Source organism: Amycolatopsis sp. NPDC104587 (assembly GCF_055583645.1).
In genome coordinates, this window is record NZ_JBVJNO010000008.1 from 106,911 (window position 1) to 117,743 (window position 10,833).

Consider the following 10,833-nt stretch of genomic DNA (forward strand, 5'->3'; position numbering starts at 1 on the left):
GGACCCGCGGGTCGGCTGTGCCGTGCCTGCCCGCAGCTGCTGTCGGTGGACGGCACGTCGATCTCGCTGATAACGCGTGACGGCGGCCGCTGCCGGTCCCGTTCGTCGTGCCTGTCCGACATCGCCACCGGCTTGCCAACGCCACGCGCGACCCGCAAGTGTGCTGGCGTAACGCCCCGCGACCACACCGCCACGACCATCCGGGTCCGGGCCGAATTCGAGCCGGGGGTCACCGCGGCGGCAAGACACAGAACTCGTTGCCTTCCGGGTCGGCGAGGACCACGAACCGCTCGACCGGGTCGTCGGTGAGCACCTGCGCGCCGAGGGCGACGAGCCGGTCGACTTCGGCTTGCCGGCTGCCTGTGGTGGGGGCGATGTCGATGTGCACGCGGTTCTTCACACGCTTGCCTTCGGCGACGGGCTGCAGCAGTAGCGGCACTTCGCCTTCGCGGGCGAGCTCGACGTAGGTCAGGCCGTGTCCGTCGCGCCATCGCTTCGTCGACGGATAGCCGAGGGCCGCGCGCCAGAACGCGGCGAGGACCTCGGCGTCGTGGCAGTCGATGGTGACCGCGATGATCCGGGTGGGCATGTCCGGCACCTCGATCGTCAGTCGGCGACGCCGTTGCTCTGGTCGATGAACGTCTGCCGCTCGGGGGTGACGCGCAGGATGACGCGTTCGGACTTGATCTGCTCCGGCGGGTAGTCGTCGCCGGTGTACTTCCGGGCGAGTTCGTCGACCTGACGGCGGGCTCGTTCGCCGTTCTCGACGCCGGTCACCCGCCCGCGCACCTCGGCGTAGCGGTAGGGGTCCTGTTCGTCGCGGATGAGCACCGTGATCCGGGGGTCACGGGCGACGTTGTGGCACTTGGCCCGGTGGGTTTCGGTGTTGAGCACGATCTCGCCGTCCTCGACGTGCACCCAGATCATCTGGGTCTGCAGCCGGCCGCCAGGCAGGACGGTGGTGACCGCGGCGAAGTTCTTCCCGGTGGCCAGCGCTTCGGTTTCGGGCATCAGCTTCGGGCCGTCTGCGGTACGTGCGGGCACGGCAACCTCCTTGTGTCGTGGGTGGTTCAGTGACGGGGCAGTTCGGGGGAGTCGGTGTCCAGCGGGACCGATCCCGACCGCACCAGTCCCAATTGGACGGTCTGGCGCCGGGTCACCGCGTCCAGCGCCCAGTCCACGGCGGTGCGCAGGCGGTTGCCCGGCATCGCCGCGAGGTGGTAGCCGCGGGTCACGGCCTTCGCCGGCCGTCCGGACAGGGGGATGTGCAGCGGGTTCGCCGCGGCGGCCCCGGCGCCGAGGTCGACGACGAAACCGAGGTCGTGATGGCGGTAGGTGCCCAGCAAGCCGTGGCCTAGGGATGCCGCGACGTTGCGGCCGGCGAGTTTCCCTTGGCGTTGCGCGTGTTGCGCGGTCATCGCGGTGTACTCGCCCGAGCGGGTCAGGTCCGGTACCGCCGCCGCGTCGCCGCAGGCGAACACGTCGTCGCGGCCCGGCACCCGCAGCTGAGCATCGACGACGAGCCGGCCTTTCGCCGTTTCCAGCCCGAGATCCGACACCAGCGGGTCCGGCCGCACGCCGACGCACCACAGGAGGGTGCGGGTGGGCACCGCGTCGCCGCTGGTCAGCGTCACGCCCTTCTCGTCCGCGTTCTCGACCGACGTCTTCATCAGGACCTCGACCCCGCGCGATCGCAGGACGGCATCGGCGGTCCGCCCGAGGCGGGGAGCCAGCTCGGGCAGCACCTTGTCCGCGACGTCCAGCAGCAGCCACCGGATTTTCTGCCCGGCGAGTTCGGGGTGCCGCGCGGTCAGCGCGTCGGTGAAGGCCGGGCCCTGTGCGGCGACCTCGGTCCCGGTGTAGCCCGCGCCGACGACCACGAAGGTGCAGCGTGCGTCGCGTTCGGCCGGGTCCTCGGTCGCTGCGGCCAGCTCGATCTGACGGGTGACGTGGTCACGTACGTACAGGGCCTCGGGCACGCCGCGAAAGCCGTGCGCGTACTCCGGCACGCCGGGGATCGGCAGGAGCTTGTTGACGCTGCCGGCGGCGAGCACCAGCCGGTCGTACCCGATCCGGTGCTCCTCGTCCTCGGGGTCGGTGTAGGTGACCTCGCGGGCATCGAAGTCGGCCCCGGTCGCCTTGCCCAGCAGCAGCCGCACCCCGGGCAGCGTCTGCGGGATAGAGACGGTCACCCGTCGCGGGTCGAGGATGCCGGCCGCGACTTCGGGCAGCAGCGGGAGGTAGAGGAAGTAGTCGGTCGGATTCAGCACGACAATGTCGGCGCCGGGCAGCTTCTTCCGCAGGCTCTTGGCCGCGTGGTAGCCGGCGAATCCGCCGCCGACGATCACGACACGCATCTTCGCTCCTCTTTCAGGTGGCTGCCGGTGGCGTGTGGTTACCCGGGACTGTTCGCGGTAATCCCGACGGTATGACCCGGAAATTCAGCAAGGGCGACCGCGTCCGGTGGGACGCCGGCAACGAAAGCTCCGTGGGTACCGTCGAAGACGTCCTCACCGGGGAGACCGACGCCGGTGGTAGGCATGTGAAGGCGTCCGAGGAGGAGCCGCAGTATCTGGTGCGCAGCGAGAAGACCGGCCGGACCGCGGTCCATCACCCGGACAAGATCCACCCCGCCTGACCGTGGCCGGGTGTCTCCGCCGGCGAACTGTTCGCGTCCTTTTCGCCAGCCGGAGAACGTGCCGCGACACCTCCCCCCCCCCGGATGAAGCGTGGCGGCGGTGAGTGCGGCCGTCGCCGTCAGGAGACCGGAACCTTTCCACGACACAGAAAACTCGGGGCCCGGCGCGAACGCCGGCCGATCGGGGAGGACGTCGTGCAGGCAGCCCGCACGGCCTGCGGCCTGCGCACTGGCCGACACCATCACCGTCCCGCACCCACGGGAAGACGCCGACGACACCACCCTGACCGGCTACCTGCGTGCCCACCGTGAACCGCTCGCCGCCGACCCAGCCGATGACGTCACCGTCGCGGCGATCGCCACCCGGTGGGGTTTCGCGAAGCTCAGGAGCCTACCGGCGCGCCGACGGCGTGCCGCTCAGCCACACCCTGCGGACCTGACTGCCGCTCCCGGAGACCTCACGCTGCGCCTGGCCGGCACCGACGACCTGTCGGTCACCACGCTCCTCTCCGGGGGCACCCATGCAGAGCTGGGCAAGGACACCGAATGCTACGCCGCCGGGGATGTCCGCCTGGGCAGCTTCCCGCGCGGGGACTCTCGTGCGCTGCGTGGAGTGCCGGGATCCTCACCGTGCCCGCAGCTGCGCTCGCGGACGTCGCCGGGTCTCAGCCCGGCGAGTCCGGCCCAGCCCGCGGTTCGAATCCCTGAGGCCGGTCACTCCGCCGCTGCCGCGTTGTGGCGGCGCAATGCCGCCCGACCGGCCAGCACGGCCATGACGGCGGGACACCCAGGGGCGGCGAGTCTGACGCGAACACCGTCCGTCCGGGTCATCGGCGTGTGCCGCCCACATTGCCGGGCATCCGGGACGTCCGAGGTACCAGTCGGGGGGCCCGATGAGGGCGTCGGCGGCGACGAGGATGCCGTCGAAAGCGACGTCGCCGCTGTCGGAGGCGGCTTAAAGCGTGCGCAGGTCGGCGCCGATGGAGGACGTGGATCGCGGCAACGGCAGTGGTTTCGGGGTGAGGTCTTCCAGAAGACCGTGGGCGGGTCTTCCTTCCCAGGTGATCAGGTGGTGGGAGGTACCCGGTCTGTCACCGCCTCACGCGCCCTCTGCATCCACGCCGCTCCCCACGCGCAGCCCACCGACGGTGATGATCGGCGCCGGGTGGAACTGCTGTCCGAGCTCACCGGCGTCTTGGAGACCGGCACCCTGCTGGTCGACGATCAGCCCGTTCACACTTCGGCCGGCCGCGGTCTGCCCGCCCGTACCGGCTCGGTGCGGCCGGTGTGCGTCGGGCGCTAGCCGACATCGTCGAACGGGCTGGGCACACCGGGCTGTTCGCTGCTGCCTGCCGCACGTGCTCACCACGGCTGCCGCGACACCGCGGCATGGACGGCCGCTGGCACGGGCCGTGTTTGCGTGAGGTTGATTGCGGGCATTCAAATCGTGGACGAGGTAATTCGACCACCTGGAGGATTCATGCCCAGCGTGACCGTCGGCCACGAGAACTCCGCGCCGATCGAGCTGTACTACGAAGACCACGGGGCCGGGAAGCCGGTGGTGCTGATCCACGGCTGGCCCTTGAGCGGCAGGTCCTGGGAGGCGCAGGTGCCGGCGTTGGTCGATGCCGGGTATCGCGTCATCACCTACGATCGGCGCGGTTTCGGCCGGTCGTCGCAGCCCTGGAGTGGCTATGACTACGACACGTTCGCCGCCGACCTGGAGACTCTGCTGACCCAGTTGGACCTGCGTGAGGTGACGCTCGTCGGGTTCTCGATGGGCGGGGGCGAGGTCGTCCGGCACATCGCCACGCACGGCACCGGCCGGGTTGCCAAGGCGGTGCTGGCGGCCGCGGTCCCGCCCTACCTGTTCAAGAGCGACGACAACCCGGACGGCGGCCTGGACGACGCGACGATCGGGCAGTTCGAAGCCGGCGTCCGCGGTGACCGGCTCGCGTTTCTCAAGCAGTTCACGACCGACTTCTTCAGCGCGAACGGCGACCTGCTAGTGAGCGAGGAGCAGCGTGCCTACGCCCAGGAGATCGCGGCGTTCGCTTCGCCGAAGGGCACTCTCGACTGCATCGCGGCGTTCGGCCGCACGGACTTCCGCGCCGACGTCGCGAAGATCGGGGTGCCGACCCTGGTGATCCACGGTGACGCGGACGCGATCGTGCCCTTCGAGGTCAGCGGCAAACGCACGGCCGAGGCGATCGAGCGCAGCGAGCTGGTCGTGATCAAGGGCGGTCCGCACGCGATCAACGCCTCGCACGCCGAGGAGTTCAACAACGCCTTGCTGGCGTTCCTGGCCCGGGACGTCGCGTGAGCGCGGCCGGCGCCGTCCACCACATCCGGTTGACCGTCACGGACGTAAATCGCGCGCGTGACTTCTACACGGGCGTGCTCGGCTTCTCGGTGGCGGTGGACGCTTTGCCGTCCCAGGACGATCCTGACTACTGGCTGATGGTCTACAACCTGCAGGGCGGCATCGTCCTGACCAACGGGCAGCTGCAGCTGGGACTGCGGCCGTGCGACGACCCACGCCGGCAGGCCGGTGACCGGTTCGACCCGCTGCGCGTCGGGCTCGACCACGTCAGCTTTTCGGTCGGCGGACGCGCCGAGCTGGCTGAGATCCGGCAGCGATGCGCCGAGGCGGGATACGCACACGGCGAGGTCGCGGAGCTGGCGCCGTTCGGTATCGCGGTGCTGTCGCTCACCGATCCCGACGGCATCCAGCTCGAACTCACGAGCTCACTGGAGGATGTGGACGCCTGATCACGTGGGCAGTGTTTCCACCCGGGCACCTGGTGACCGCAGCAGGCTCTCTACCTGCCTGGGCGGTCTATGGGTCACTTCACGGCGATGATGTCGACCTGCCGGATGTCCGGGTCCGCGGCGAGCAGGTCGGACGCGACCTGGCCGAGCGCGGCGGGGATCTGCCCGTCGAGGTGGGCCTGCCGGCCTTCTTCAGTCTCGAAGGTGTCGAAGATGCCGTAGGTGGTGTCGTCGATCTTGAACGCGTACCAGGTGACGGTTCCGGTCTCGGCGGCGGCGAGCGCGCGCCCCTGTTCGAGGAACGCGGCGAGCTCGTCGCCCTTGCCGGGCTTGGCTTTGAGGGTCGCGAGAAGTCCTCGGTCGACGGTCATGGGATGACGGTCCTTTCGGTTGTGTGTCAGGTGGCTTCCATGTCCACACCGGACACTCGTCCGGTCGGCGACGGCGCCGGAGTGGACGGTTCGGCTGACGGCGGGTCGAGCACGAACCGTGTCAGGGCGGTGCGGGGATCCAGCGTGCGGAGCTGGTTGAGCTCGCCCAGTGGCTTGCGCAGCTGCTCGAACTCGGGCCCGATTTCGTTGCTGATCTGCTCGTGGGCGTTCGCGAGGGCGTCCTTGGCCTTCTGCGTGGTTTTGCGCACCGTGGCGATGGCGCCCGGGAGGCGTTCCGGGCCGAGGATGAACAGGGCGGCGACCAGCAGGACGAGCAGGTGTTCCGGGCTGAGACCGAACATTCGTGTCCTCCGGCCGTGGTCGGGTGGAGGGGGGGGGGGGGGGGGCCCGCCCCCCCCCCCCCCCCCCCCCCCCCCCCCCCCCCGCTCCGGGATCAGTTGGCGGCGCTGGTGTTCACTTCGCCGTTGACACCCTTGGGGAAGAACCCGCCGGAGGTGGCGGCCTTGTTCGTCAGGTACACGATGTTGAGGACCTGACCGGGCGAGCGGCTGTAGGCGATGCCGTTGGCGTCGGTGGGGACGATGTTGGCTTGGCCGTGGCTGTCGATGACGCCCTGGTCGTCGTCGGTGGGGCCGTCGAGGCTGTCGCGGGCGTTGGACAGCTTGACACTGGCCTCCCGCAGGTCCCGGCCGAGCAGGCCGAGCCCGAGGATGCCGTCGGTGTGCTGGTAGAGCGCGCTGCGGATGTTGCCCGCGTGGTACGCCTCGACCGCGAGAATCCCGGCGGCCGCCTCCAGGTACGTCTTGTTGCTGATCAGGGGCGCAGCACCCTTGTAAGCGGTGACGCCGACATCTTCGAACAGGAACGCGGCGAGCAGAAAGTTCTCCTCGCAGGCGAACGCGTCGAAGCTGTGGCCCGGCTTGACCAGCCCGGCGGCCTGCGCGGCGGCGGTGAAGCTGGACTGCAGGTCGATCGCCGGGCGGCTGACCGCCGCGGAGCCGAGCGCGGAGCGCAGGAACTGGACATGGGCTTTCTCGTCGCCCGCGATCTCCTGGGCGTACTGCTTCGCCGCCTTCGTCTTGAACTTCACCGCGCGGCCGCCGGTGACGCCGCCGCGGGTGCCGGTGCCGGTGGTCATCGAGTCGGCGAGGCCCTTGCCGGTGACGGCGTGCAGGTAGAACTCGGCTTCGAGGTACTCGAGGTTGAGGGCGAAGTTGAGGACCGCGCCGTCGCTGACTTCGGCGGACGCGGCGGCGGCCGTCGCGGCAGGCCGGGCCGTGGCGGCGGACGCGGTCCCGGTGGCGAGGCCGCTGAGGGCTCCGGCGCCGACGACACCGAGGCCGGTCATGCCGGCGGCCTTGAGGAATCGGCGGCGATCCTGGTCGTTCTCGGCGCTCCGGTTGATCATCGAAGCGGCATAGCGCTTGCCGAACACATGCTCTCCTTCCCGCCCGCGCGCGACCGAGCACGACATCGGGCGTGTCCCGCATGCGCGGCATGGCCTCCCGCGCGCGGGATGGATCCGTCGTTGACCCCTTCCGTTCGAGGCCGTGGGGCCGTCGGACGGGGCGGAATCCGGATCAGGTGAGAGGGCTTGTGCTCGGTGGCCGGCGGTGTCCACTTTGTCCAGCCCAGCGGAAAGCGCTGTGGAGCAGCGCAAAACCACGGTGTATACCCGCTACCGACCGGTAGAAACCTTGGGAGAAAAAGAAAAAAAGATCGCGAGCGACCCCAATCCGGTGACGATCTCGCGGCGAAAGCCCACTGACGGGTGAAATTCGTACTCGAAGGGAGGTGAGATGGATGAATACTTCCCAGTTCGACTCTGTGCCGGCGGACGAGCGCTCGGTGTTGGTGCGGGTACTCGTGGTCGCGGGCACGCTGGTCGGGTTCGGTGTCCTGGCGATGCTGTTGTCGGGCACCGCGAACGCGTCCGAAAGGTCGCCTGACCAGCCGGACCAGCCTGGACTGCTCGCCGCGGCCGGCAAGCCGCTGCAGAGCACGGTCAAGCAGGCCGACCCGGTGCTGCGGCCGGTGACCGACGTCGTGCACACGGTGACGTCGCAGGTCGCGCCGGTGGTCAAGCCGGTGACCGACCTGGCGGAGCCAGTGCTCGCGCCAGTGACGCGTCCGGTCGTCAAGGCGGTCGCGCCGGTGCTGTCGGTGGTGCGTCCGGTGACCGAGCCGGTGCTGCGGCCGGTGCTGAACTCGGTCGCCCCGGTGACCGAGCCGGTCGTGCACGCGGTGGGCGCTGATTCTGCGGTCAAGGCCGTCGCCGGAACCACGGCGACGACCCCGCGCGACGACGTTCGGCCTGCTCCGGCCGACCGGAGGCCGACGTCGGCACCCGCAGTGACCGCAAGTCACCTCGCGTCCGATGTGGTCGTTGTGCCGGAACAGCCGCGTGCGGAGCGATCGGTGTCCGCCGGTGTCACCACGCAACACCCGGGCATAGTCGCCGGCCGTGACGCGGCTGGCGAGATGTCCGGATCGGACGGTGGTGGCAGCACGCCACCCGCGCCCGCCGCACCCGCGGCGAGTGGCTCGATGTCGGCGAGTTCGGCCGGTCAGCACGGTGGCGAGTACGCCGTGACCGAGACCGGTTCGACCGTGCCCGGCACCGACCGCACCTGGCGAGCACCGCCGGGTGGCCCTCCGTCGTTGTACTGGCTGGTCTTCTACGGAAACGACCATCCGAGCTGACGAACCCTTTCCACCTCCAGAAATCCATAAAGGACAGATGGTAAGGAAAGGGAAGTCATGCACAAGTACGTACGACGCGGCCTGACCGCCGCGTTCATCTCCGGCGGGTTCGTCCTGCTGGGGTCAGCGGTGGCCAGTGCGGACACCGGGAACTCGGGCCCGCTGGGCGGGCTCGGAAACACCCTGCACTCCGTGGTCAACGGCGTTTCGGCCGGCGGCAACGGCGGTGACTCCGGTTCCGGCGGGAACGCGAGCAGCAGCAACAACGCTGTGAGCGGGAACTCCGGCAACTCGGGCAACTCCGGCTCGACCGGGCACAACAGCGCCTATGGCGTCTGTGTGCTGGCGAAGTGCAACACCTCGGTGTCCTCGGGCAACTCCGGGAACACGGGCGCGACCGGCTCGACCGGGAACGCCTCGAACACCAGCAGCACCACCGGTGGGAACTCCGGGAACGCCGGTAACGGCGGCTCCGGGACCACGGCGGCGTCCGGCAAGAACACCGCCGGCTCGCACTCGTCGCGGGGCGGCATCCTCGGGACCCTCGGTTCCGTGACCGGCACCGCGAAGGGCGGCAACGGTGGCAACTCCGGCGACGCCGGGAACGCCACCAGCTCCAACACCGCGACGTCGGGGAACTCGGGCAACTCCGGGAACTCCGGCTCCACCGGCGGCAACAGCGCCTACGGCCTCTGCCTGCTGGCGCAGTGCACCACCACCGTGTCCTCGGGCAACTCCGGGAACACCGGCGCCACCGGGTCGACCGGCGACGCGACCAACACCAGCACCACCACCGGCGGGAACTCCGGCTGGGCGGGCAACGGCGGCGACGCCACCACGGTCGCGTCCGGTCAGAACTCCGCCACGAACAACGGTGGGCACAGCTGGAAGCGTCACGAGCAGGGCGGCACCACGGGCGTCCTGGGTGTCGTGACCGGCACCGCCAAGGGCGGCAACGGAGGCAACTCCGGTGACGCCGGCAACGCGAACAGCAACAACAGCGCGGTGACCGGGAACTCCGGCAACTCGGGTGACTCGGGTTCCACCGGCGGCAACACCGCCATCGTGTGGACCATCGGCGGCCAGCACAACGGCCGTGGCCACCAGAACGGCTGGAACAACGGTGGCTGGAACAACGGCAGTGGCACGAAGTCGAGCACCACGGTGACCTCGGGCGACTCCGGCAGCACCGGCGCCACCGGTTCGACCGGTGACGCGTGGAACCACAGCACCACCACCGGCGGGAACTCGGGCTGGGCGGGCAACGGTGGCGACGCCACCGTCGTCAGCACCGGCCAGAACTCCGCCACGAACAGCGGTGGGCACAGCTGGAAGCGTCACGAGCAGGGCGGCCGCACCGGCGTCCTGGGTGTCGTGACCGGCACCGCCAAGGGTGGTAACGGTGGCAACTCCGGCGACGCCGGGAACGCCACCAGCCACAACAACGCGGTGACGGGCAAGTCCGGCAACTCGGGCGACTCGGGCTCGACCGGCGGCAACACCGCCGTCTCCTCGACCCGCGGGCACGAGCAGCAGGGCCGCCACAGTGGCTGGAACAACGGTGGCTGGAAGCACAACGAGGGCACGAAGTCGCACACCAAGGTGACCTCGGGCAACTCGGGTGACACCGGCGCCACCGGTTCGACCGGCGACGCCTGGAACACCAGCAGCACGACCGGCGGGAACTCCGGCTGGGCGGGCAACGGCGGCGACGCCGATGTCCTGACCTCCGGCTGGAACACCGCCGCGCACGCCCCGCACACCGTCTGACGGTTCAGCGGGACGCAGTAAGAGCGGGGCACCGGAGAAATCCGGTGCCCCGCTTTTTCGCGTTCGGAACGATCAGTCGCCGAGCGTCAGGCCGCCGTCGCCCAAAAGACCATCGCCCAGGAGGCCGCTGTCGCAGTCGTCGCCCTCGTGCGAGCCGCCGTGGCCGTTGATGTGCAGGCCCAGCACGAGGCTGAGGTGCAGGCCCAGGCCGTGGTGATGGTGGTGTCCGTGGCCTTCGTCGGAGGACTGCGCGACCGCCGGGGCGGGTGCGGTGGAGGCGGACGCCGCGCCGGGGGCGGCGAGCAGGAAGCCGAGTGCCGCGGCGGGCAGCGCGGCGGTCACGAGCAGGCGACGGCGGAATGTGCTCACGGTGTTCTCCTTCTCCTCAAACGGTCATCGGACACGATCCGGGTGGCGAGTGGATCACCAGGAGTTCGGAGGGGACGGGCCGGGTGGACAGGTCGCCGGCGCGGGACCACGCCTGTGGGTGACGGGGGGGGGGGGGGGGGGGGCGAGCTGGCCAGGACTCCCCTCCATTTTTTCCCGGCCCTTGCGGGG

Annotated in this window: 13 protein-coding genes; 6 read left to right on the forward strand and 7 right to left on the reverse strand. The window is 70.1% G+C overall.

Annotated features, from left to right (window positions below; translation table 11 throughout):
- Positions 1–229: 229 nt before the first annotated feature.
- Genes ACZ61C_RS25485 through ACZ61C_RS25495 form a run of 3 tightly spaced genes read right to left on the reverse strand, consistent with a single transcriptional unit; the run spans position 230 to position 2,357 of the window.
- On the reverse strand, positions 230–589 hold the full coding sequence (locus ACZ61C_RS25485; protein WP_465310331.1) for a VOC family protein: 360 nt from the start codon (positions 587–589) through the stop codon (positions 230–232).
- Positions 590–606: 17 nt separating this feature from the next.
- Positions 607–1,044, reverse strand: coding sequence for a PPOX class F420-dependent oxidoreductase (locus ACZ61C_RS25490; RefSeq protein ID WP_465310332.1), 438 nt, complete (start codon positions 1,042–1,044; stop codon positions 607–609).
- A 26-nt stretch (positions 1,045–1,070) separates the two neighbouring features.
- A complete protein-coding gene (locus ACZ61C_RS25495; protein WP_465310333.1) occupies positions 1,071–2,357 on the reverse strand; it encodes an NAD(P)/FAD-dependent oxidoreductase in 1,287 nt (428 codons plus the stop codon).
- Between the two features lie 71 nt (positions 2,358–2,428).
- On the opposite strand from ACZ61C_RS25495, the gene ACZ61C_RS25500 reads away from it, so the two are divergent.
- From ACZ61C_RS25500 to ACZ61C_RS25515, 4 genes are all read left to right on the forward strand, one after another.
- A complete protein-coding gene (locus ACZ61C_RS25500; protein WP_465310334.1) occupies positions 2,429–2,638 on the forward strand; it encodes a hypervirulence associated TUDOR domain-containing protein in 210 nt (69 codons plus the stop codon).
- A gap of 1,165 nt (positions 2,639–3,803) precedes the next feature.
- Positions 3,804–3,941, forward strand: coding sequence for a hypothetical protein (locus ACZ61C_RS25505; protein ID WP_465310335.1), 138 nt, complete (start codon positions 3,804–3,806; stop codon positions 3,939–3,941).
- Between the two features lie 177 nt (positions 3,942–4,118).
- Positions 4,119–4,961 carry an alpha/beta fold hydrolase gene (locus tag ACZ61C_RS25510; RefSeq protein WP_465310336.1) on the forward strand — a complete coding sequence of 281 codons (843 nt, stop codon included), beginning with the start codon at positions 4,119–4,121 and terminating at the stop codon, positions 4,959–4,961.
- Positions 4,958–5,410, forward strand: coding sequence for a VOC family protein (locus ACZ61C_RS25515; RefSeq protein ID WP_465310337.1), 453 nt, complete (start codon positions 4,958–4,960; stop codon positions 5,408–5,410). Before ACZ61C_RS25510 ends, ACZ61C_RS25515 begins: the two co-directional genes overlap by 4 nt.
- A 74-nt stretch (positions 5,411–5,484) precedes the next feature.
- Here the strand turns inward: ACZ61C_RS25515 and ACZ61C_RS25520 are convergent, their stop codons facing one another.
- The 3 genes from ACZ61C_RS25520 to ACZ61C_RS25530 all read right to left on the reverse strand — a co-directional run bounded on the left by ACZ61C_RS25520 (position 5,485) and on the right by ACZ61C_RS25530 (position 7,237).
- A complete protein-coding gene (locus ACZ61C_RS25520; RefSeq protein WP_465310338.1) occupies positions 5,485–5,781 on the reverse strand; it encodes a putative quinol monooxygenase in 297 nt (98 codons plus the stop codon).
- Positions 5,782–5,807: 26 nt separating this feature from the next.
- Positions 5,808–6,143 (reverse strand): twin-arginine translocase TatA/TatE family subunit, encoded by a 336-nt coding sequence (locus tag ACZ61C_RS25525; protein WP_465310339.1) that lies wholly within the window; start codon positions 6,141–6,143, stop codon positions 5,808–5,810.
- Between the two features lie 92 nt (positions 6,144–6,235).
- Positions 6,236–7,237, reverse strand: a complete 1,002-nt coding sequence (locus ACZ61C_RS25530) for a ferritin-like domain-containing protein (protein ID WP_465310340.1) — start codon at positions 7,235–7,237, stop codon at positions 6,236–6,238.
- A gap of 368 nt (positions 7,238–7,605) precedes the next feature.
- On the opposite strand from ACZ61C_RS25530, the gene ACZ61C_RS25535 reads away from it, so the two are divergent.
- Both ACZ61C_RS25535 and ACZ61C_RS25540 read left to right on the forward strand, forming a co-directional pair.
- Positions 7,606–8,505 (forward strand): hypothetical protein, encoded by a 900-nt coding sequence (locus ACZ61C_RS25535; RefSeq protein ID WP_465310341.1) that lies wholly within the window; start codon positions 7,606–7,608, stop codon positions 8,503–8,505.
- A 57-nt stretch (positions 8,506–8,562) separates the two neighbouring features.
- Complete coding sequence (locus ACZ61C_RS25540) at positions 8,563–10,275, forward strand: beta strand repeat-containing protein (protein WP_465310342.1); 1,713 nt, start codon at positions 8,563–8,565, stop codon at positions 10,273–10,275.
- A gap of 72 nt (positions 10,276–10,347) precedes the next feature.
- On the opposite strand, the gene ACZ61C_RS25545 is transcribed toward ACZ61C_RS25540, so the two are convergent.
- On the reverse strand, positions 10,348–10,644 hold the full coding sequence (locus ACZ61C_RS25545; RefSeq protein ID WP_465310343.1) for a hypothetical protein: 297 nt from the start codon (positions 10,642–10,644) through the stop codon (positions 10,348–10,350).
- Between the last annotated feature and the right edge of the window lie 189 nt (positions 10,645–10,833).

Coding starts and splice junctions, on each gene's coding strand:
- ACZ61C_RS25510 (WP_465310336.1), top strand. CDS start 4,119: ATGCCCAGCGTGACCGTCGGCCACGAGAACTCCGCGCCGATCGAGCTG.
- ACZ61C_RS25500 (WP_465310334.1), top strand. CDS start 2,429: ATGACCCGGAAATTCAGCAAGGGCGACCGCGTCCGGTGGGACGCCGGC.
- ACZ61C_RS25520 (WP_465310338.1), bottom strand. CDS start 5,781: ATGACCGTCGACCGAGGACTTCTCGCGACCCTCAAAGCCAAGCCCGGC.
- ACZ61C_RS25485 (WP_465310331.1), bottom strand. CDS start 589: ATGCCCACCCGGATCATCGCGGTCACCATCGACTGCCACGACGCCGAG.
- ACZ61C_RS25535 (WP_465310341.1), top strand. CDS start 7,606: ATGAATACTTCCCAGTTCGACTCTGTGCCGGCGGACGAGCGCTCGGTG.
- ACZ61C_RS25525 (WP_465310339.1), bottom strand. CDS start 6,143: ATGTTCGGTCTCAGCCCGGAACACCTGCTCGTCCTGCTGGTCGCCGCC.
- ACZ61C_RS25540 (WP_465310342.1), top strand. CDS start 8,563: ATGCACAAGTACGTACGACGCGGCCTGACCGCCGCGTTCATCTCCGGC.
- ACZ61C_RS25495 (WP_465310333.1), bottom strand. CDS start 2,357: ATGCGTGTCGTGATCGTCGGCGGCGGATTCGCCGGCTACCACGCGGCC.